The 22,078-nt window shown below is 47.7% G+C and carries 21 protein-coding genes; 4 read left to right on the top strand and 17 right to left on the bottom strand.

The annotated features are described in order from the left end of the window. Positions 1–263 precede the first annotated feature (263 nt). The 3 genes from O6P33_RS02035 to O6P33_RS02025 form a co-directional block, all read right to left on the bottom strand. Positions 264–1,751, bottom strand: coding sequence for a WD40/YVTN/BNR-like repeat-containing protein (locus O6P33_RS02035; RefSeq protein ID WP_269818592.1), 1,488 nt, complete (start codon positions 1,749–1,751; stop codon positions 264–266). Further along, positions 1,717–2,118: a hypothetical protein gene (locus tag O6P33_RS02030; protein WP_269818591.1), complete on the bottom strand. Its 402-nt coding sequence runs from the start codon at positions 2,116–2,118 to the stop codon at positions 1,717–1,719. The genes O6P33_RS02035 and O6P33_RS02030 overlap by 35 nt, the downstream gene beginning before the upstream one ends. 64 nt (positions 2,119–2,182) lie before the next feature. Further along, positions 2,183–3,109 carry a P-loop NTPase gene (locus tag O6P33_RS02025; protein WP_420094973.1) on the bottom strand — a complete coding sequence of 309 codons (927 nt, stop codon included), beginning with the start codon at positions 3,107–3,109 and terminating at the stop codon, positions 2,183–2,185. Positions 3,110–3,278: 169 nt separating this feature from the next. Between O6P33_RS02025 and O6P33_RS02020 the strand changes: the two genes are divergently transcribed. Then, positions 3,279–3,584 carry a c-type cytochrome gene (locus O6P33_RS02020; protein WP_269818589.1) on the top strand — a complete coding sequence of 102 codons (306 nt, stop codon included), beginning with the start codon at positions 3,279–3,281 and terminating at the stop codon, positions 3,582–3,584. 35 nt (positions 3,585–3,619) lie between these two features. Here O6P33_RS02020 and O6P33_RS02015 read toward each other — a convergent pair whose 3' ends face one another. The 10 genes from O6P33_RS02015 to hemE form a co-directional block, all read right to left on the bottom strand. Then, complete coding sequence (locus O6P33_RS02015; protein ID WP_269818588.1) at positions 3,620–4,708, bottom strand: NAD(P)-dependent alcohol dehydrogenase; 1,089 nt, start codon at positions 4,706–4,708, stop codon at positions 3,620–3,622. Positions 4,709–4,761: 53 nt separating this feature from the next. Next, on the bottom strand, positions 4,762–6,228 hold the full coding sequence (locus O6P33_RS02010; RefSeq protein WP_269818587.1) for an aldehyde dehydrogenase family protein: 1,467 nt from the start codon (positions 6,226–6,228) through the stop codon (positions 4,762–4,764). A gap of 252 nt (positions 6,229–6,480) precedes the next feature. Continuing rightward, positions 6,481–7,848 carry a tRNA uridine-5-carboxymethylaminomethyl(34) synthesis GTPase MnmE gene (gene mnmE, locus O6P33_RS02005; protein ID WP_269818586.1) on the bottom strand — a complete coding sequence of 456 codons (1,368 nt, stop codon included), beginning with the start codon at positions 7,846–7,848 and terminating at the stop codon, positions 6,481–6,483. A 72-nt stretch (positions 7,849–7,920) separates the two neighbouring features. Continuing rightward, the gene (yidC, locus tag O6P33_RS02000; protein WP_269818585.1) at positions 7,921–9,678 is read right to left on the bottom strand and encodes a membrane protein insertase YidC; all 1,758 of its coding nucleotides are present in this window, start codon (positions 9,676–9,678) and stop codon (positions 7,921–7,923) included. A gap of 2 nt (positions 9,679–9,680) precedes the next feature. After that, positions 9,681–9,920: a membrane protein insertion efficiency factor YidD gene (yidD, locus tag O6P33_RS01995; RefSeq protein ID WP_269818584.1), complete on the bottom strand. Its 240-nt coding sequence runs from the start codon at positions 9,918–9,920 to the stop codon at positions 9,681–9,683. Continuing rightward, positions 9,913–10,305 (bottom strand): ribonuclease P protein component, encoded by a 393-nt coding sequence (gene rnpA / locus O6P33_RS01990; protein ID WP_269818583.1) that lies wholly within the window; start codon positions 10,303–10,305, stop codon positions 9,913–9,915. The genes yidD and rnpA overlap by 8 nt, the downstream gene beginning before the upstream one ends. 16 nt (positions 10,306–10,321) lie before the next feature. Continuing rightward, the gene (gene rpmH / locus O6P33_RS01985) at positions 10,322–10,456 is read right to left on the bottom strand and encodes a 50S ribosomal protein L34 (protein ID WP_269818582.1); all 135 of its coding nucleotides are present in this window, start codon (positions 10,454–10,456) and stop codon (positions 10,322–10,324) included. 469 nt (positions 10,457–10,925) lie between these two features. After that, the gene (ampE, locus tag O6P33_RS01980; protein ID WP_269818581.1) at positions 10,926–11,756 is read right to left on the bottom strand and encodes a regulatory signaling modulator protein AmpE; all 831 of its coding nucleotides are present in this window, start codon (positions 11,754–11,756) and stop codon (positions 10,926–10,928) included. After that, entirely contained in the window at positions 11,753–12,328 is a 576-nt protein-coding gene (gene ampD / locus O6P33_RS01975; RefSeq protein ID WP_269818580.1) for a 1,6-anhydro-N-acetylmuramyl-L-alanine amidase AmpD, read from the bottom strand. Before ampD ends, ampE begins: the two co-directional genes overlap by 4 nt. Before the next feature lie 259 nt (positions 12,329–12,587). Continuing rightward, entirely contained in the window at positions 12,588–13,655 is a 1,068-nt protein-coding gene (gene hemE / locus O6P33_RS01970) for a uroporphyrinogen decarboxylase (protein WP_269818579.1), read from the bottom strand. A 174-nt stretch (positions 13,656–13,829) separates the two neighbouring features. Between hemE and msrA the strand changes: the two genes are divergently transcribed. Then, positions 13,830–14,447: a peptide-methionine (S)-S-oxide reductase MsrA gene (gene msrA, locus O6P33_RS01965; protein WP_332880037.1), complete on the top strand. Its 618-nt coding sequence runs from the start codon at positions 13,830–13,832 to the stop codon at positions 14,445–14,447. Between the two features lie 243 nt (positions 14,448–14,690). Here msrA and O6P33_RS01960 read toward each other — a convergent pair whose 3' ends face one another. The 4 genes from O6P33_RS01960 to O6P33_RS01945 form a co-directional block, all read right to left on the bottom strand. Further along, a complete protein-coding gene (locus tag O6P33_RS01960) occupies positions 14,691–16,469 on the bottom strand; it encodes an acyl-CoA dehydrogenase C-terminal domain-containing protein (protein ID WP_269818578.1) in 1,779 nt (592 codons plus the stop codon). A 226-nt stretch (positions 16,470–16,695) separates the two neighbouring features. Further along, positions 16,696–18,501, bottom strand: a complete 1,806-nt coding sequence (locus O6P33_RS01955) for a phenylacyl-CoA dehydrogenase (RefSeq protein ID WP_269818577.1) — start codon at positions 18,499–18,501, stop codon at positions 16,696–16,698. Between the two features lie 182 nt (positions 18,502–18,683). Beyond that, positions 18,684–18,953, bottom strand: a complete 270-nt coding sequence (locus tag O6P33_RS01950; RefSeq protein ID WP_269818576.1) for a hypothetical protein — start codon at positions 18,951–18,953, stop codon at positions 18,684–18,686. Positions 18,954–19,042: 89 nt separating this feature from the next. Then, positions 19,043–19,933 (bottom strand): LysR family transcriptional regulator, encoded by an 891-nt coding sequence (locus O6P33_RS01945; RefSeq protein ID WP_269818575.1) that lies wholly within the window; start codon positions 19,931–19,933, stop codon positions 19,043–19,045. A 107-nt stretch (positions 19,934–20,040) separates the two neighbouring features. Between O6P33_RS01945 and trpB the strand changes: the two genes are divergently transcribed. Next, complete coding sequence (gene trpB / locus O6P33_RS01940; protein ID WP_269818574.1) at positions 20,041–21,252, top strand: tryptophan synthase subunit beta; 1,212 nt, start codon at positions 20,041–20,043, stop codon at positions 21,250–21,252. Next, positions 21,249–22,058 carry a tryptophan synthase subunit alpha gene (gene trpA, locus O6P33_RS01935; protein WP_269818573.1) on the top strand — a complete coding sequence of 270 codons (810 nt, stop codon included), beginning with the start codon at positions 21,249–21,251 and terminating at the stop codon, positions 22,056–22,058. The genes trpB and trpA overlap by 4 nt, the downstream gene beginning before the upstream one ends. Positions 22,059–22,078: the final 20 nt, after the last annotated feature.

The following is a 22,078-nucleotide window of genomic DNA, read 5'->3' as shown; positions in this document are numbered from 1 at the left end:
CCACAGGGCTTACTGACGAAATATATTTATAGAAATGCGTAAATTGCCTGTTTAGCAAATGCTTTAGCTTAAATAAGGAGGATAAAAAGTGTCGTGCCCGAGCACTGTCGGTTAAAAAATAGTTTAAATAGCTGTGAAAGCTGAGGAAAAAAGGAAGGGATAGAGCAAATGCTGGAGTGAATTACAGCTCGATAACGCTCAAACGCAGTAAGACAATGCGCCTACATGGGGAAGGTAGGCGCATGCAAGAAAGGAGTATCTGCTTAATTACGGCGAATAATAGTGCCGCGATCACCTACGGCGTACACCACGTCTGCTTGGGTGGCGCAGACCGCACGCAAACCGACATCCGTGCCACTCTCCTCTGTCAGCCACTGATCGCCATCTAGGCGCATGACACTGCCGTTGGTACCCACAATAAACACCCCCGCTTGCTCTGAGCCGGCAATCCCCAGCAAGTCAGCGCGTAAACGCGTAGCCATCAGTTGCCAACGCTGACCATTAAAGTGCGCCAAGGTGCCGGATAAGCCAACCGCGTAAATATTGCTCAGGCTATCGCCCCAGATACCGTAGAGAAAGTTCTCACTGCCGATATTGAAATCCGCCCATTCGGAGCCGTTATAACGCAGTACTAGACCAAAATCCCCAGGCGCGAGCATGCGTTGCGCATCCCAAGCCCAGAGGCTATACAGCGCAGATTTTGTACCACTGGGCATGCGCTGCCAGCGTAAGCCATCAAAGTGTAGGATTAAGCCTTCATCGCCCACGGCAAAAATAGAATTGGGTCCACTGCCCCACATACCTAGAATGGTGATATCTAAATGCAGATCAAAGTGCAACGACCACTCTTCGCCATCAAAGCGGTAAATACGACCTAACTGCCCCGCGGCAAATAGACCACTGCCGCTATCCCAAACACAGTGCACTGCCAGCTCACTGGGGGCTGGTAATTGCTGCCAACTGCCGGCAACTAAGTGCAGTACCGTACCTGCTTCACCACAGGCGTAACAGCTGCCATCTGGGCCTTCAGTAACATCCCAAAGCTGTTTTTTACTGGGAGACGGCATAATTTCCCATGGGCTTTTTGTTGCTGCTTGTGGCGGTGGCGCCAGCGCTTGGGTGAAATCATTGGCTGCGGTCATCACTGTACCGTAATCCCCCACCACCAAAGCTTCGCCTGTGGATAACACAATAATGTCCATCAGGTCATGACGGCAATTGCTTTCCAGCTTATCGATACGCCAGTTATTTAAGTAATACAGGTGGCCCTGATCACCGACAATCAGCACACCGTCTTTATAGCTTTTTAGGGCACGCAAGCGCGGCATATCTTCATTAAAGTCTAAGGCTTTAAATACCCCATCTTTATAAAGAACCAGCTCACCACGAAAGCCGCCTTTATCCACAAAGTAACGCCCACCGCCTAGCAATAGACTGCCGTCATCCAGTAGCAAGAGCGCATGAAAGCCAGAGCTTAACGGGCATTCTAAACTTATCCACAGGCCGTCTTGATTGCGCATTAGCACTGTACCTTCAGCGCCAGCGGCATAAACTTTATTGTCTGGTGCACAGAGTACAGCACGTAGGTTAATGTCTGTGTGGCTGACTTCGCGTTGCCAGTGTTGGCCGTCAAAGTGCAGGATAAGACCATCATCGCTCACCGCCCAAGCTCGGCCTTGGGAGTTGCCATCAATGGCAAATAAGGGCGTATTTTCTTCACAGGCAGCAAAGCTGCTCGGTGCGTTGATCAATTACGCCGCCGCGCAAACTCTGCCATTGCTCACCGTCGTAATGTAGCAGCGTGCCCATCCAGCCAACGGCAAAAATATTGTCCTCGGTCAGCCCCCAAATACCGTGTAAAGGTAATTGTGCCGGCACCTCCATAGGTTGCCAAAGTCGACCATTACTATCGCTTTCACCGTTATAGCGCAGCACCATACCTTCATCGCCAACCACCATTAAGGTGTTGTTGATAACTATGCCAGACCATAAAACATCGCCATCCCCCGCATTTACTTCAGGCACTCGATGCCAAGGTGCCCGATTTGGCGCTGTGTTATCGCCGTTTAAAAGTTTGCTGAAAAAACGACGGCGCTGCGGTGCTGATGTTTCGCTCATGGCAACATACTCAAGTAAGGGACTATAAAGAGGCTAAGCTGTTAGTACAGCAATACGGTCTATGCTACAGCGTTGGCGGGCTTGACCGACCCAACAACGCCTGTAATTGCTGGCGTAAAGCATCCTGTTGCTCTGCCGGTACCTGACTGAGTGCCTGCTCAATCTCTGTTTGTGGTAGTTGGGCTTGGGTTAGGTCTTGTAAAGACTGTGCAGCAGCTTCGGCGAACACCGCCTGTGTGTGCTTGATACAGGCTTGTACCATAGGCGCAAAAGCCAATGCTTCTGGACTGTTTTTTTCCGCCAGAATAGCTGGAACACCTTGATCAGAGGCTGTGGATAACTTTAGCGATAAGGGAATCTGAGCAACAGACTCAACACCGGCATCAGCCAAAGCTTGAGCTAAGTGCGCGCGCGGGAACAGATGAAATTGTTCAGCGCAGTTTGGGCAAGTGACCCCAGCCATATTTTCCACTACACCTATTAACGGTAAATTACGCTCTTGGCAAAAACGCACCGCTTTGATGCTGTCCATGAGCGCGACTTCTTGTGGTGTTGTAGCTAACAGCGCTGCTACATCATGGCCTTCGAGCATATCCGCTAAAGTGATCAACTCATTGCCGGTACCGGGTGGCATATCTATTACGAGATAATCCAGCGGACCCCAATCAAATGAACCAATGAGGTGGTGCATAAAATCGTGCTTATAGGCATCGCGCCACACGATAGGGGTATCGTCGCGCTCCATCATAAAGGCTAACGATCCCACCAAGACGGGGTATTTAAGTTCGGCATGGGTGAAGGCTTTCGGTGGCAAACCCTGTTTGCTTAAACGTATTTGTTCACCGACAAAACCAAAGAAGCGGCTTTGATTGGGGCCGTGAATATCGGCATCAGCCACACCGACGCGATACCCTTCAGCAGCTAAACCTGCAGCAAGGTTAGCGGAAACCGTGCTTTTACCCACCCCTCCTTTATTGGCCATGACCATAATGATCTGGCCAATATCGGCGAGGCGCGCTTCAATTAAGCGTTTTTCGTGTTTGCCTTTCTCGAGTCTGCAGTGATCGTCTTCTGGGCAGAATTGGCAGGCATGTCCTCGTCCACAATCTTATCTTTTACGCTGAGCTACCTTTGATGAGGAAAGCAATATTCTAAATAAATTGATTCGAGGTTCCATTGCAGCGGCGTTACTTGCGATGGTAGTGCAGCCCAGCTTGGCTAATGCTGAAGGTGATGCAGCAGCTGGCGCTGGAAAAGTAGCTTTGTGTGCTGCCTGTCATGGTATGGATGGTAAATCGATTGCTAGCATTTATCCAAACCTCGCTGGGCAATGGGCTGCTTATTTAGAGAACTCACTAAAAGCCTACCGTGCGGGTGAGCGCAGTGGTGGGATGTCAGCCATGATGACCCCACAAGCAACTAACTTAAGTGATGAAGATATTGCTGCGTATTACAGCCAGCAGTAACCGCTTTAGGGCGAGAAAATTCTCGCCCTTATTCGTTAGCTGATTTTTAATACAGGTTTAATACTGATACCGCAGGCAGAGTCAGCAAAAGCTTGGTTGATTTGCTCAAAACTATAAAATTTAACCAGCTTATCAAAAGGGAACCGCCCTGCTTTGTAATACGCCACCAGCTGGGGGATAAAGACGCGTGGCACTGCATCACCTTCAATCACCCCAACCATCTTTTTACCTTCCGCCATCAGATCATTGTGAATATCTAGAGTGACCTCTGGAGTAATTCCCACAATAGCAACTGTGCCCAAAGGCCTTAAAGCGTTTAGCGATTGCTTAATTAGCAAGGGTACACCTGTCGTTTCTATAGCGTAGTGGCTACCGCCATCTGTGATCTGTTTGATTTCGGCAACCACATCAACATTTTTACCATTTAATACATGAGTAGCGCCAAGCTCTTTGGCCAGCTCTAGACGGTTTTCATGCACATCAACGGCAATAATATGTTGGCAGCCGGCAATTTTAGCCGCCATCACAGCGCTTAAACCCACAGCTCCAGCACCATAAACCACAAGACTGGAAGCAAAATCAGGTTTTAAGTTATTTAGCACCGTACCCGCACCGGTTTGAATACCACAGCCCAGTGGACCCAATAGCGCCAGATCAACATCCGCATCCACTTTCACCGCATTGCGCGACTTAACCACAGCATAAGTGGCAAACGATGACTGGCCAAAAAATGTAGCGAGCGATTCTTCGCCTTGTGCCAAACGTCGGCTGCCATCGTCCATAGCACCACCGAAATTCAACTGATTAAAGCTGTCACACACCGTTGGATGCCCAGTTAAACAATGGCCGCAGTTAGCGCAATGAGCAAAGGATAAAACCACAGGATCACCGACCTGAAGATCCGTTACTCCAGCCCCTACCCTTTCAATAATTCCAGAGCCTTCGTGGCCAAGTACAATTGGGAATGGAGCAATGCCCAGATCCCGTGCCACCACATCAGTGTGGCAGACTCCAGCTGAGACAATGCGTACCAGTACCTCATCAAATTCAGGCTTGGCCAGCTGAACGTTTTCTAATTTAAAGTCTTCACCCAACCCATGGGTTACTGCTGCTTTAATCTGCATTACCACTACCTCAATAAAATATATCGCTGTGGATAAGTATATTTAGACCATCATTAAAATGGATATTGCCGCGCACTACGCTGCACACTCAGCCATTGCACAGTAGTAAACTCTTCTAACGCCCAATCACCATTAAAGCGGCCTAGGCCTGAGTTTTTCTCACCGCCAAACGGCAGATGTGCTTCATCATTTACCGGCATGTCATTGACGTGGGCCATACCTGCTTTAATCTGCCGCGCGAATTGTAAGCCGCGATCGATATTGGCACTAAATACCGCGGCTGACAGGCCAAAGTCGGTGCTATTGGCCAGCTCTAAAGCATGTTGTTCATTTTCTGCACACTGAATGCCTACTACTGGGCCAAAAATCTCCTCAGTGCTGAGCTGCATATCGGCTTGTACATTGGTGAAGATATAAGGCGACATCATTTGCCCACTCACTTGCCCTTCCAAAACCAAGGTTGCGCCCTGCTTTTTTGCAGTTTCGATTTTCTTTAGTAAACCAGTAAGCTGTGCTTGATTGATAATGGGGCCAAGGGCAGTTTCTAAGTGTGCCGGATCGCCAACCTTAAGTTTTTTTACCTGGGCAACAAACTTTTCAACAAATAACTTATACACAGACTTATCAACAATAATACGGTTGATCGCCATGCAGATTTGCCCTTGGTGCAAAAACTTGCCAAACACTGCAGCTTTTACCGCTTGCTCAAGATCAGCATCATCGAGCACGACAAAGGGGCTATTACCGCCTAACTCTAAAGATACTTTTTTCAGATAACGACCACTGTTAGCCAGCACAGCAATGTTTTTACCCACAGGGGTTGAGCCTGTGAAGGAAATTAATCTCGGCAGCGGATGCTCTACAAAGGCATCACCTATTTCAGCGCCGGAACCAACCACCACACTGAGCAAACCTTTAGGTAAACCTGCTTCAGAAAAAATACGTGCAAGCAATAAACCACCGCTAATGGGTGTATCACTGGCTGGCTTAATCACCACAGCGTTGCCTAAAGCCAATGCTGGCGCAACAGAGCGCTGTGATAAATGTAGCGGAAAATTCCACGGGCTAATGACGCCAACGACACCAACAGGTTGCCGGTATACAAGGTTTTCTTTGCCTGGAATATCACTACTCATGGTTGCACCATGAACTCGATAAGGCATGCTGGCTGCTTCTTGAGTAATCCCGCGAGCACTGCCCCACTCAATAGTCGCCTTAAGGCGAGTGCTGCCAGACTCATGAATTAACCAGTCAATTATTTCCTCTTTGCGCTGATCAAAAATCTCAACCACCCGCAACAACACTGCTGAGCGAGTTGCTGGCGCTGTTTGCGCCCAATCAATTTGTGCACGCGCAGCTACTTGATAAGCTTCATCTAAGTCGGTAACGCTAGCAGTACGGATGGCAGCTAATTGCTCGCCAGAATATGGGTTAGTAACAGTATTGATCGTCTCGCCACTGCCTTCTCGCCAGTTACCAGCTAACAGTTGTAAGTGAAAATCACCATAAATCTCTGTCATAAAATCATCCTCATGGCCTACGTTTAAACTTTACCAGCAGTGTAACTGTTTATCGGTAGCATGCTAACCAAGGGCTAGCTGAGTTTTATCCCCAACACTGCTTTACAGTTTTTATGGCTACTGAGCAAAAAAATGGCCGCACTAACGAATCAGCGCGGCCATTTAAATTATGACTAGGAAAGTTATCCACAGATTAATACACAGCTAAAAGTGCTGTGGGTAAATCTTATACACAAGCAAGCCGCGGGGATTTTATTTACCGATACAAAAGCTAGAAAAAATACGTCCCAATAAATCATCTGCAGTAAACTCACCGGTGATTTCACCTAGAGCCTGTTGTGCTAAACGTAAATCCTCAGCCAATAACTCACCGGCACTGGCATGGGTAAGCTGTTGATAACCATTGGCTAAGTATTGCTCAGCTTGCCTTAACGCATCTAAGTGACGGCGACGGGCACTGAAGCTGCTTTCTGCTGTTTGGCTATAGCCCATGCAGCTTTTTAAGTGCTCCCTAAGCAATTCAACTCCTTCACCACTGCGGGCACAGAGGTTAATCGTAATGTGCCCAGCGCTATTGCTGTGTACAGCCACAGGTTCGCCAGATAAATCCACTTTGTTACGAATTAAAGTGACTTGCTCAGGATTTGGTGTGCTATCAAGAAACTCCGGCCAGAGTGCAAAAGGATCAACTGCTTCGTCAGAGCTGGCATCCACCACCAGTAAAATACGGTCCGCGCTATTAATAGCTTTTAGCGCTCGCTCAACCCCAATCTTTTCCACTTGATCGGCAGTGTCGCGCAAACCTGCGGTGTCGGTTACATGCAGTGGCATCCCATCAATGTGGATATGCTCGCGCAATGTATCCCGCGTGGTACCTTCAATATCCGTGACAATGGCCGCTTCATAACCAGCTAGGCTATTGAGTAGGCTGGATTTTCCAGCATTGGGCCGGCCAGCAATTACCACACTCATGCCATCGCGCAATAAAGCACCTTGCCCTGCTTCGCGCACCACTTCTTTAAGCTCAGCTTGTACATCTGTGAGTAACTTTAAAATATGGCCGTCAGCCAAGAAGTCGATTTCCTCTTCAGGAAAATCAATCGCTGCTTCCACATAAATACGCAAAGCAATCAGCTGTTCAGTGAGCGCATTAACCCGCTGCGAAAACACCCCCTGCAAAGAGCGCAGAGCATTACGTGCTGCCTGTGTCGAGCTGGCTTCAATCAGATCAGCAATGGCTTCGGCTTGAGCTAAATCCAGTTTATCGTTGAGAAATGCGCGCTCACTGAACTCACCTGGGCGAGCTAAACGTGCGCCTAGTTCAACACAGCGCTGCAAAAGCATGTCCAGCACTACAGGACCGCCATGGCCTTGCAACTCCAAAACATCTTCCCCGGTAAAAGAGTTTGGTCCGGCAAAATACAGCGCTAAACCTTCATCAAGTGCTTGCTGCTGATCGGCATAAAAAGGACCGTAATGGGCATAACGGGGTGTTAATTCACGGCCAGTCATTTGCTGGGCAATGGTTTTTGCCAGCTGGCCAGAGACTCGAACAATCCCTACTCCGCCACGACCTTGTGCAGTAGCAATAGCGGCAATGGTGTCGCGCGACATAGGCATAATATTTCCCTCAACTCTAATCAGAAAGCACAACGCCCCTAAGAAGGGGCGTTGTTAACTTGTTGGTTTCGACTAACTGGATTTAGCAGCACCCATCGATTTTTCAATCTTGCGGGTAATGTACCACTGTTGCGCAATGGACAGGAGGTTGTTAACCACCCAGTACAGTACTAAACCTGCAGGGAACCAGAGGAAGAAGAAGGTAAAGATAATCGGCAACAGCTTCATAACTTTAGCTTGCATTGGGTCTGGTGGAGTCGGGTTGAGTTGCTGCTGCACAAACATACTTAAGCCCATGATAATTGGCAGGATAAAGTATGGGTCTTTGCTGGATAAGTCAGTTATCCACAGTATCCAAGGTGCTTGGCGCATCTCTACGCTTTCTAGCAGTACCCAGTATAAAGATAAGAACACTGGCATCTGTACCAAAATCGGTAAGCAGCCACCAAGTGGGTTAATCTTCTCTTTTTTATACAGCTCCATCATGCCTTGTGAAAGCTTTTGGCGATCATCAGCATACTGTTCTTTTAGCGCGGCCATTTGTGGAGCAACGGCACGCATCCGCGCCATAGATCTATAACTGGCGGCTGATAGTGGGAAGAATGCCAGCTTAATCAATACTGTTAAAGCAACAATCGACCAACCCCAGTTGCCTAACACGCTGTGGATAAGACTCAGTAACCAGAAAATAGGCTGAGCAATAAACCAGAGGAAACCGTAATCCACAGTTAACTCTAAACCTGGTGATAGAGCTTTTAGGTGGCTCTGAATTTTCGGACCGGCATATAAAGTTGCTGTTGCTTGCGCATGTTGCCCTGGTGCTACGCTCAGAGCTGGCGCTGTATAACCAACAATATAGTTACCTTTGGAGTCTTTACGGGTGCTTATTTGATTGGTTTGCTCAAAATCAGCTACCCAGGCAGTCACAAAATAGTGTTGTAGCCAAGCTACCCAGCCACCTCGAACAGTCTCATTAAACTTTTTGTCATCCATATTGCTCATGGATAACTTTTTATAAGGCTCGTCAGGAGTCCACACCGCTGCACCTAAATAAGTTGCGGTGCCGGTTGCTGTAGTTGATGACGGATCGCCTTGGCCATCACGCTTTAACTGGGCAAATAAATTACCTTGCCACTCTTGATCACTCTGGTTATCCACAAGGTAAGTTAAGTTAACTTGGTAGGCTTCGTCGTTAATGCACTCAACTTTACGCTGACTGATTTCACGTGGCGAGCACTCTAGGTTTAAACCGCGGTGCAGAGTAAAGCGTTTGGTGTAATTCACACCATTATCTTGAAAAGACAGATCAACATTTAATTGATCATGGCCGTCTTCAAGGTTGAAATTTTGCTGAGTAACACTGTACAGCGGACGTCCTTTGGCGCTGGCATCAGGACCATCAGCACCTACCAAACCACTTTGCGCAACATAAACACGCTCAGTACTGTTTTCAAATAACTGTAATGGGATGTCTGGATTGGATGCATTACGTGGATACTGACTGAGTTTTAACTCAACGATATCGCCGCCTTTAGGGTCTATGGCTAATTGCAGTACATCAGTTTGTACGTAAATTAGATCGTCGCTGACCGCAGTGTTGGCTAACGTAGGGTCTTGGGTAATCTCATTGACAGCAACAGGTAAATCTTCATTGTTACTCGCTGCTTTTTTAGTTGCAGTTACTTGATTTGAAGATGCTTGACTGGCTGAACTTGATTGCGTGGTCGCAGCTGTTACTGGTGCCTGGCCGTAGTCTTGGTTCCACTGAAGAACCATCATATAAGACACAACAGCTAAGGCTACGAGCAGGATCGTACGTTGGATATCCATAGTTACTCGGCCGTAGAAGATGAACAGGAGGGAGTTGGTACGGGATCAAAACCGCCCGCATTCCAAGGATGACAACGTCCTAGTCGTCGAGTTGCTAACCAGCCACCGCGTAGTGCTCCATGTTGTTCAATCGCTTCAATGGCGTAGGCCGAACAGCTTGGATAAAAACGACAATGACTAGCCATCATTGGACTGATTGCATAGCGATAAAACTTAATTGGCAAAATAACCAGCTTACGCATTGGTTTGCCCTGTTGAATTTGCTTGATCTGCTGCTAAACGTTGGCGGGCCAAGCGTTTCCACATTTTATCGAACTGTTGTCGAAGCTCAATATTAGACAAGTCAGCAATACCCCTGCGGGCTACAATTACGCAGTCAACGCCCGTCAAAATACTTTGATTATGACGAAAAGACTCACGTATTTGACGTTTTATTCGATTGCGTTCAACAGCTAGTTTTACGCTTTTTTTACCAATAACCAACCCGAGACGTGGATGTTCGAGTTGGTTATCACGAGCTAGTAACAAGACATGTTTGCTTGAAACTTTATGTGTTGCTGAATCAAAAACAGCTTTAAATTGCTGAGGTGTCAGCAGCCGCTTTTCTCGGCCAAAGCCTAGATCCATGCTGTGCTCGATTGGATTATGCGCTCAAACGCTTACGGCCTTTAGCACGACGACGCTGAATTACAGCGCGACCGCCTTTGGTTGCCATGCGAGCACGGAAACCGTGGTTACGAGCGCGTTTTAGAGTGCTGGGTTGGAATGTACGTTTCATGATTCGCTACCTGGTGACTTCTTTGGGCAAAAGGGGGCCCGAAGTGGTCCCCGTTAAATAGACCCGCAATTCTAGTGAAAGCTGAGCCTTAGGTCAATTATCTACCGCATTTGTTTCTTCTTTTCTGTTAACACGCTTTTTTCTAGGTTGAGTTTTTACCCTGTTGTGAGAGATAGATTAAATTAAGAATGAATATATAAAGCTTGTTAATGCTGTTATTACTACTGAGCTTAATTTCTGTGGGTAACCATTTAAAAGTATTGTTTATCAATGACTTATGAGTTTTTGTAGTCTGTGGTGAACGGGTGCTGTAGGTGTGTGCTGAGGGCAAATAAGCTGTGCATAAGTTGTCTAGTTATCCACAGCTCGCTTGTCAACAGAGTTACCCACAGCTTATGGCCATGGGTCTAAGCCAGGTTCTCCACAGGGTTTAAATCGATCTAAAAGCCTTATAAAGCCAGTAAATGGCTTAATAAAAAATAGTCCAAACGGCAATGCTTGCATACCAAAGTACAGCTGAGCGGACTAAAAGCAGCCAAATATCATCTAAAGTACGTGTGCCCTTTTCGCCTAAGGCCTCACTAGGTGCTTCAACGGCTGCGCGACCGGTTTTACTTAGCAGGTTGTTAGCGGGCTCGTTAATGCACAGTAAGTCATGCATTAGCACCTGATTAACTGTGTTGAAATTACCAATTAAGGCAAAACTGATACTCAGTAGACGTGCAGGTAGCCAATCTAAAACGTGTAAAAAACGTGTGGCAACACCTGCCGCTTGCGGCCATTGTGATTGCTCAGCAGTGAGTACCAGTAGGCGGTAGGTGAGTGCCGCAATGGGGCCGCCAATCAGGTAAAAGAAAATAATCACGAAAAAGCCTTGGAAGCCCTGCCAGAGTAAATTGCCTTGTACCGCTTGTAGTAGGCCTGCCGGCTCTTCGGATTGAATCAGTAAGTCGCGCTGGGCCGCTAAGCTGGCGGCATGGGTATCTTGTCTACGCCAAGCATCTCTAAATGGTCCTAGCGCGGCGCGCAGGTCGCCACGACTTAAACTATAAAGCAGGATGAGAAGGTGCACAGGAATCAGTAGTAGACCGTACATAACTGATTTGAGAGCGATGAGGAGCAACGCTAAAGCAACCACCGGCAAACTTAACGCTAGGATTAAAGCCAAGGTGTGTTGTTGTGGGAGAAGCTTGTTGCAACGCTTTAATTGCTCGTACCACCATTGGTCTTGTTGCAGAGCTTGTCGCCAATTGGAAAGCTTTTCAATTACTAGGGTGAGTATTAATACTAGAAAACTCATGATTTTTCTCCATGTTGTTTAGCCTGTAGGCGTTGCCAAATAAAGGCAGGCCCTGGGTCCGTTTTGCGGTCTGGGGCAATATCACTGTGACCACAGATTCGCTCTGCAGTGATGAGTGGATAGTGCTGAGTTAATTCTGCAACCAGTTGGTTAAGGCTTTGGTATTGTGCGTCGCTATAAGCTAGGTTATCTACGCCTTCAAGCTCAATGCCTAAGGAAAAATCATTACAGTTCTCACGGCCGTTAAATGTGGAGATCCCAGCATGCCAAGCGCGGTCTTGGCAGCTTACAAATTGAGTTATGGCACCGTCACGTTCGATAAAAAAGTGAGCTGAGACAGTCAAACCATCTAAGTCAGCAAAGTAAGGGTGGGCATCAATAGGCAGTTGATTGGTGAATAAGGCTTCTACCATGCCTGTGCCAAACTGCCCTGGTGGCAAGCTAATGTTGTGGATTACCAGTAGAGATATTTCTGGGCTGGGTCGTGAGTTGTGATTTTCAGACGGCAGTTGTCGTACGCCGTTTACCCAGCCGGTGTTGGGATTTAGTTTTAAGGTTGGTGCGCATTGCATAAAATATCCTGTAAAGCTGACTGAATATTGGGCATAAAAAGAGATTGGCTTAAGCAACTTACTGTGCCATTAGCCTGCTCAATAGCCTAGTCACTAACAGATATATTTTAGCTTTATAGGTGGGGGGACTGTATAACAAGACAAGGTGACAGCGGTTTAATCAGGCTGCACTGTTATTTTGTGATTTAGAAAAAAGATGTCGTAGGTTAAAAAAATTAAGGCCGCAAAAGCGGCCTTAAGTGTATACAGGTTAGAAGGATTAACCCTGGTGATACTTCGCTGATAAATCATGCACGGCATTGATAAATGCGCCAGCATTTTCAGGTTTTACTTCAGGGGTAATACCATGGCCGAGGTTAAAGATATGACCAGGACCTGAGCCGTAGCTTTCTAAAATACGGCCGACTTCTTTTTCAATTGCAGTTGGGTTGGCATAGAGGACGGTTGGGTCCATATTGCCCTGTAGGGCAACTTTGTCACCAACGCGCTTACGCGCCACACCCATGTCACAAGTCCAGTCGATACCAAGCGCTTCAACGCCTGTATCAGCCATTGACTCAAGCCACAGACCGCCACCTTTAGTGAATAAAATCACAGGGACACGGCGACCTTCATGTTCACGGATTAAACCGTTAACGATTTTCTGCATATACGCCAGTGAGAACTCTTGGTACGCCGCTGACGATAAGCTTCCACCCCAGCTATCAAAAATCTGTACTGCTTGTGCACCGGCCAAAATTTGCGCATTCAGGTAGCTGGTTACAGACTGAGCGAGCTTGTCGAGTAGGACGTGCATGGCTTGTGGATCATCGTAGAGTAGCGCTTTACTTTTACGGAAGTCTTTTGAAGAGCCACCTTCAACCATGTAAGTGGCTAAAGTCCAAGGGCTACCGGCAAAGCCAATCAAAGGTACGCGGCCGTTCAGTTCTTTACGAATAGTGCGTACAGCATTCATTACATAACCTAGATCCTTTTCAGGATCAGGAATAGGTAGCGCATCAATTGCTTCGGCTGTATCAACAACTTTTCTGAAACGTGGGCCTTCACCAGTTTCAAAATACAAACCTAAACCCATAGCATCGGGGATGGTCAAAATATCTGAAAAAAGAATCGCGGCATCCAATGGGTAACGTTCAAGTGGTTGCAAAGTTACTTCGCAAGCCATCTCGGCGTTCATGCATAAATCCATAAAACCGCCTGCGCGTGCGCGGCTAGCTCTATATTCAGGTAGGTATCGACCCGCCTGACGCATCATCCATACAGGGGTAACATCAACCGGCTGTTTAAGCAGGGCGCGGAGAAAACGATCATTTTTCAGAGCAGTCATATTAGCGTCCATTAGAAGTTAGTGGGCTATTATCGCAAATTTGCTCACAAAAGGCACGGAGTGAGCAATAAGCGCTATAGCAAGCGTGTCGATAGATTTAACTACACAACAGAATTTATAGGGTGTTAGTTTAACGCATGGCACATTTATAAGCATATGAGTGAGGAGTTGCCCGTGGCAAATTCAGAGTTAGACCTAAGTTTATTTGTAGCAGCAACAGATGGCAGTGCGATAACTGCAACCGGCTTGCATAGATTAAGTGGAAACTCTTTTTATCCACCCTTCCCTGCCGGTACTGAGTACGCACTTTTTGCTATGGGCTGTTTTTGGGGCGCTGAAAGGCGCTTCTGGCAACGTTCAGGGGTGTACGTGACTGCGGTTGGTTATGCTGGCGGCCATACCCGTAACCCAAGTTATGAAGAGGTGTGCAGCGGTTTAACAGGGCATGCTGAAGCAGTGCTGGTGGTTTTTGACCCCGCAGACGTTGGTTTTGCTGATTTGCTGGAGATTTTCTGGCAGTCCCATGACCCCACTCAGGGTATGCGCCAAGGTAACGATCTGGGCAGTCAATATCGCTCAGCAATTTACTGTATGAATGCGCAACAGTTAGTCGAGGCGAAAGCCAGTTGTGAGCACTATCAGCAGCGCTTAACTGCAGCAGGTCGAGCAGAAATTACGACAGAAATTGCTTTGCAGCCAGTATTTTATTATGCGGAGGGGGTACATCAGCAGTACTTAATACAAAACCCGAATGGCTATTGTGGCTTGCGTGGTACTGGGGTGCTGTATTGATTATTTACAGCTAGAAATTAAAAACCCCGCGTGAGCGGGGTTTGCAGACTGTCTCCTTGCTTCCTTGCTTTAGCCATCTTGGCGCTAATCATTAATCCGTAATGATTAAAAGCATTCCATCGTAAATCCTTGGCAACTATTCTACGTTTATCAGGAAAAACGCATAGTGGCTAATGGCTGCAACCTTTGTAAGCTTTTACTTACAAAGGTGCTTTGACAGGCAGTATAGCGTTTGCTTATTGCTTAAAACTGCTCAGCATCGAGCAAGTATAAAGACTCACTGCCAGCTTTGACTGAGCTGCTGAGAGACTGAATACGCGGCAATAAACGGGCAAAGAAGAAACGAGCTGTGCCCATTTTGCTGGCATAGAAATCTTCTTCTTGCTCTTTACCCTGTGCGGCACGGGCCATCATGGCCCACATGTAAGCGTAAGCGGTATAACCAAATACATGCAGGTATTCCACAGAGGCTGCACCGATCTCATTGGCATTATTTTTTGCTTCAGCCAGTAACCAAGCGGTTAAATCATCCAGATTTTCAATGGCTGCTTTCAATGGTGCGGTGAACTCAGCTAGATCTGTTTGGTTTGCAGCAATAAAAGCTTTCACTTCATCAGAGAAATGCTGATAGAACGCGCCACCATTGGCAACAATTTTACGGCCAGCTAAGTCTAAAGACTGGATGCCGTTAGTACCTTCGTAAATTTGGGTGATGCGGCAGTCACGGATTAATTGCTCTTGCCCCCACTCACGAATATAACCGTGCCCACCAAAAATTTGCTGACCATGAATTGTGGACTCTAAGCCTACATCGGTTAAGAAAGCTTTAGCGATTGGCGTCAGTAAGGCTACCAGCTCAGCACCGCGCTTTTGCTCTTCAACTTCTTCACTGTACTTAGCAATATCCAGCTGCATAGCAACATAGCTAGAGAAAGCACGGCCGCCTTCGTTTAAAGCTTTCATGGTGAGCAGCATACGGCGTACATCAGGGTGCACAATAATTGGATCTGCTTGCTTATCGGGCGCAACCACACCGCTTGGCGCACGGCTCTGAATACGATCTTTAGCGTACTCAATGGCGCTTTGGTAAGAACGCTCACCCAACGATAAGCCTTGGATGCCGACACCCAGACGCTCGTAGTTCATCATGGTGAACATAGCAGCCAAACCTTTATTCGGCGCATCAATGATGTAACCGGTGGCGTTATCAAAGTTCATGACACAGGTGGCAGAACCATTGATGCCCATTTTGTGCTCAATGGAGCCACAAGCAACGTTGTTCTTTTCTCCGAGGGAGCCGTCATTATTAACCATGACTTTAGGTACTAAAAATAACGAAATACCTTTAGCGCCAGCGGGGGCATCAGGCAACTTAGCTAAAACTAAGTGGATGATATTTTCGGTTAAATCATGCTCACCACCGGTGATGAAAATCTTGGTACCGGTAACTTTATAGCTGCCATCGGCTTGTGGTTCTGCCTTGGTGCGAATAATACCTAGGTCAGTTCCGGCATGAGGTTCGGTTAAGCACATGGAACCGGCCCAGCTACCGTCATACATATTTGGTAGGTATTTTTCTTTTAATTCTTCACTCGCGTGGGCGTGAATGGATAAGCAGGCGCCAGCAGTGAGCATGGGGTATAAACCAAATGACAGGTTGGCCGAGTTGATCATCTCTTCAATTTGCGCAGTGATCATTTTTGGCATGCCCATGCCGCCAAATTTAGGGTCACCACCGACACCAACCCAGCCGCCTTCGGCATAGGTGTTGTAGGCTTCAATAAAGCCTTTAGGTGTGGTTACAACGCCGTCATTCCAGGAGCAGCCTTCTTCGTCACCGCTACGGTTAGTGGGAGCAATTGAACCTGCAGCTACTTTGCCAGCTTCTTCTAAAATGGCCGTAGCTGTTTCATTGTCAACTGTTTCTGCTAAGGCTGGTAGTTGTGCCCAAAGCTTACCTGCTTGGAACACTTCGTTGAGTACAAAACTCATATCACGTAAAGGTGCTGTGTAGTCGGCCATACGGCATTCCTCTTGATTAGCCCCTGTCAGCTGTGTAACGACACAACGCCAGGCAGTGTGTTGGATTTTTGGTTTATCGAGTCTACATTAATAAACTTTTAAAACTAATAAGCTCTTTTTGTGACTAAATGGTCTTGTTGGTTGCGATAAAAAACCCGCCTTATGAAATAAGTCTGTTGGACAGGCTATTTCATGCAGCGGGTTTCTTCGACTAGCGCATTGAAACTTAGTAGCTTAGTGCGAAGTCTTCTTCAGCCATATCCATTAAGTTGTCTGCGCCTGACAGCATTGCAGCAACGTGGGTACGGGTACGTGGCAGTAAACGCGCAAAGTAGAAACGTGCGGTTTGGATTTTCGCTTTGTAGAAGGCTTCTTCATCAGTACCTGCAGCCAGCTTCTCAGCTGCTACGCGAGCGATATCAGCCCAGAAATACGCCAAGCAAGCGTAACCACAGTACATCAAGTAATCCACTGATGCTGCACCTACTTCTTCACGATTTTTCATCGCTGCCATGCCCACTTTCATGGTGATGTCGCCCCACTCTTTGTTCAGCTCAGCCAGAGGCTTAACGAACTCTTGAATGTCTTCATTGGCGTCATTGGCTTTGCAGAAAGTGTGCACAATTTTAGTAAAGCCTTTGAGTGCTTCACCTTGGGTCATCAGAACTTTACGACCTAATAAGTCGAGCGCCTGAATTCCAGTGGTACCTTCATACAGCATAGAGATGCGGCTGTCGCGAACGTTTTGCTCCATGCCCCACTCAGAAATATAACCGTGGCCACCGTAAATCTGGATACCGTGGTTAGCTGCTTCAAAGCCCACTTCAGTCATAAAGGCTTTGGCAATTGGCGTTAAGAAAGCCAGCATGCTATCTGCTGCTTTACGCTCTTCTTCATCAGTGCTGCGCTGCATGATGTCAACTTGCTGTGCTGCGTAGTACAGCATGGCGCGGTTGCCTTCAGTCAGAGCTTTGATGGTCAATAGCATGCGACGTACATCAGGGTGCACGATGATTGGGTCAGCTGCTTTTTCAGGGAACTTAGCACCTGTCAGTGAGCGCATTTGTAAGCGGTCACGGGCATATTCAATACCGCCTTGGAAAGCCACTTCAGAGTGAGCTAAACCTTGCAGTGCAGTACCGATACGTGCAGTGTTCATAAAGGTGAACATGCAGTTCAAGCCTTTATTTTCAGGGCCGATGAGGAAGCCTTTGGCACCGTCAAAGTTCATCACGCAAGTCGAGTTACCGTGAATACCCATTTTGTGTTCGATCGAACCACAGGTTACACCGTTGCGCTCACCAACACCGCCTTCCGCGTTAGGCAGGAACTTGGGTACGATAAACAGTGAAATGCCTTTGGTGCCTTGTGGTGCGCCATCAATGCGGGCAATCACAATGTGCACAATGTTATCTGCTAGGTCATGCTCACCGGCAGAAATAAATATTTTCGTACCCGTGATTGCGTAGCTGCCATCTTCTTGTGGTTCTGCTTTAGTGCGCAGCATGCCCAAGTCCGTACCACAGTGTGGCTCGGTTAAGCACATGGTGCCGGTCCACTCGCCTGATACCAGTTTGCTCAGGTAAGTCGCTTGTTGCTCTTCAGTACCGTGGGCGTGCAAAGTATTCATCGCACCGTGGGAAAGGCCTGGGTACATACCCCATGACCAGTTGGCTTGACCAACCATCTCACTGATAGAAATGCCCAAAGACTCAGGCAAACCTTGACCACCGTGCTCAACATCGTGAGCTAGGCTTGGCCAGCCGCCTTCAACATATTGTTGGTACGCTTCTTTAAAGCCAGTAGGTGTTTTAACGCCATCGGCAGACCATGTGCAGCCTTCTGTATCGCCCACACGGTTTAGTGGACCAATCACGTTCTCACAGAATTTTGCGCCTTCTTCTAGAATCGCGCTAACCATATCTGGAGTGGCATCTTCACAGCCAGGCAGCTTTGCATAGTGTTCTGGGTAGCCTAATAGTTCATCACGAACGAAACGAATATCACGCAAGGGGGCTTTATATTCAGCCATAGCTCTAAACCTCTACAGTGGAGACTTTATTTAGTTGGCCTAGACAGCTAAGCGTAGGCCTATTGTTAAGCAGCGCAGTTAAAAATACGCATACAAAGTATTAATCAAACGACTGTTTGAAAGTTACGGCTCAATCGTATTCTTGTCAAGCACTGCTGACGGACTTTATTTAAATTATTTATTCAGGCTTGGATATCAATCAGGGTACCGAGGGATTCTTCTGCAGTACTGAGGACTTTAGCGCCCAGCTCGCTCATCTGTTTAGCCTGCTCTAATTGCATCAGTTGTTCGGTGATATTTGCCAGATCAATACTGGGTGCAGTTGCTGCAGCTGATGAGCTGGCTGAGTTTTGACTGGACTGAGCGATAGCTTGGGCGGCATTGGCCAGTTGCTCTTGGCCTGTTTTGATTGCGGATAAACCCGCTGAGAATACATTTGCTGAGATTTGCATAGGGTGGCCTCCTATTGCTTGCTGCGCTGAAAGTTACGGCAACCGACTTTAAGTATAGGGTAAAACAGTTAGCAAACTAGGGGTAGCGCTTAAAGGCTGTGGATAAGCCACTCGCCGAGCTGCTGAACCCGTTGTTCATGTTGGTTTTTGTGCGCCAGTAGTACCAGCTTAGCAGAGGTTTCAATAAAGCCCCATGGGGCAATTAGGCGGCCATTGGCAATGTCACTGCGTACTAAGTGCTCTGGCGCAATAGCCACCCCCAAACCTGACACTGCTGCCTCTAATAAATAGTACAGGTGCTCAAAGCCCTGTGCATAACTTAAGTCTGTGGCGTCAAGCTGCTGTGCTTTGGCCCATTGCGGCCAAGCCTGCGGCCGTGAACGGGTAAATAATAAGGGCTCTTGCAGTAATTGCGCAGGGCTGGCAGTTTGCAGTATTGCCGCGTGCTGATACAGCGGACTGAGCACGGGGCCAATGCGTTCATTATCCAAGGTGTAGGCTAGCATATTGTCAGGACAGGGTTGGTCTAGGAACAGTAAGCTGGCGTCAGCGTCAGAGCGTTGTAAGTTACTGTCATCGCTGGCGCTGGTGATCACTTGCAGACGTAAATCCGGCAAATCCCGTTGTAATTGTTCTAGGCGTGGTATGAGCCAGCGTGCGAGCAAGCTCCCGGGGCAAGCCAGGACAAAGGGTGCTTGTTGGGTTTGCTGTCGAATAGCCACACAGGCACTGTGAATCTGCGCAAAAGCAGCCGTACTGGCCTCATACAGTTGTGAACCCGCATCTGTGAGTTTAATGCCACGCCCGTGTTTCGCCAGCAAGCTCACAGCTAAGTGCTCCTCCAACTGTTTCACTTGGCGGCTCACTGCTCCGTGGGTCACGTGCAACTCTTTAGCAGCTAAGCTAATACTTTGTAAGCGCGCGCTGGCTTCAAAAGCTTTTAACGCATTCAGTGGCGGCAAATTGAAATTGTCAGACATGTGAGTTTTCCTAACGTATTGCTGCAATCATATCGCTTTTCCTTAGTAAGGCTATCAGGTAGTTTAGTTGCTATAGAACTGTATTGAAGTCAATTGTGGAGCGGGTAATGAGTATATTTAGTGAGAGCCCCGATAAGCGTGGTTTATTTGGTGACTTTGGTGGCCAGTATGTTGCTGAAACATTGATGCCATTGATTCTTGATCTAGGCCGTGAGTACGAAAAAGCTAAAGACGACCCGGCTTTCCAAGAAGAGTTAGCGTATTTTCAACGTGACTATGTGGGCCGTCCGAGCCCTTTGTATTTTGCTGAACGCCTCACTGAGTACTGTGGAGGAGCAAAAATCTTCCTTAAGCGTGAAGAGCTCAACCATACTGGTGCGCATAAAATTAATAACTGTATTGGCCAAATTCTACTGGCCCGGCGGATGGGTAAAAAGCGCATTATTGCTGAGACCGGTGCTGGTATGCATGGTGTCGCTACTGCAACTGTGGCAGCGCGTTTTGGTTTGCAGTGTGTGATTTACATGGGCACCACTGATATTGATCGCCAAGAAGCCAACGTCTTTCGCATGCGTTTACTGGGTGCAGAAGTACGCCCAGTGGTGGCTGGTACTGGCACTCTAAAAGATGCAATGAATGAGGCTTTGCGCGACTGGGTGACCAATGTAGCCGATACTTACTACCTAATTGGCACGGTGGCCGGTCCACACCCCTATCCAGCTATGGTGCGAGATTTCCAAGCGGTAATTGGTAAGGAAACCCGTAGTCAGTTACAGGAACAAGAAGGCCGTCTGCCCGATAGTCTGGTGGCCTGTATTGGTGGTGGCTCTAATGCCTTGGGTTTATTTCACCCATTCTTAGAAGATGACAGCGTAAAAATTATCGGTGTTGAAGCGGCTGGTCGCGGACTTAAAACCGGTGCACATGCGGCAAGTTTACAAGGTGGCACACCCGGTGTGTTACACGGTAATCGCACTTATCTGCTGCAAGATGAAGATGGACAAATCACCGATGCGCACTCCATTTCTGCTGGACTGGATTACCCAGGTATTGGTCCTGAGCATTCATGGTTGCATGATATTGGTCGCGTGGAATACACCTCGATTGAAGATGATGAAGCCATGGCGGCCTTTCATAAGTGCTGCAAACTGGAAGGTATTATTCCCGCGCTGGAGTCTTCCCATGCCTTAGCAGAGGTGTTTAAACGCGCGCCACAACTGCCTAAAGATCATTTAATGGTGGTGAACTTATCCGGCCGTGGCGACAAAGATATGCAAACGGTAATGCATCACTTTGAGAAACAGGAGCAATCAGTATGAGCCGCATTGAAACGTGTTTTGCCGAGTTAAAAAAACAAAACCGTGCTGCATTAGTTACTTTTGTCACCGCAGGTGATCCAGATTACGCAACTGCCATGCGCATTTTTAAAGGTTTGCCCGCTGCTGGCGCAGATGTGATTGAGCTGGGTATGCCCTTTACTGATCCCATGGCTGATGGCCCAGCAATTCAGTTGGCCAATATACGCTCGTTAAAAAATGGCCAGACTTTGGCGAAAACCTTACAGATGGTCAGTGAGTTCCGCCAAGATAATCAACATACACCTGTGGTACTCATGGGCTACTTTAACCCTATCCATCATTATGGTGTGCCACGCTTTATTGCAGATGCGAAGAGTGCTGGTGTGGATGGTTTGATTATTGTTGATCTACCACCTGAGCATAATGATGATTTCTGTGATCCGGCTCAGGCTGCTGGTTTAGACTTTATCCGTTTAACCACGCCAACCACCGATGATGTGCGTTTACCCAAGGTGTTGAGCAATAGCTCCGGTTTTGTCTATTACGTTTCGGTTGCCGGGGTTACAGGTGGTAACTCCGCGACTATGGAGCATATTGAAGAAGCAGTAGCGCGTTTGCGTCGCCATACCAAGCTGCCGGTGTGCATTGGTTTTGGTATCCGTACCCCAGAGCATGCCGCCAATATCGCTCGTTTAGCCGATGGTGCGGTGGTGGGTTCGGCTTTTGTTGATTTGATTGAGCAGGCAGGTACTGCCGATGAAGCGGTAGAGGGTGTCTTAGCTCGTTGCCGTGCCATTGCCAACGGTGTTCACCATGCGCGTGAATAACGCACAGTGAACACTGATTA

The organism is Denitrificimonas caeni, assembly GCF_027498055.1.
Classification (GTDB): Bacteria; Pseudomonadota; Gammaproteobacteria; order Pseudomonadales; family Pseudomonadaceae; genus Denitrificimonas.
The sequence above is the reverse complement of the archived record's forward strand: the minus strand, read 5'-3'. Positions and strand labels throughout refer to the sequence as shown.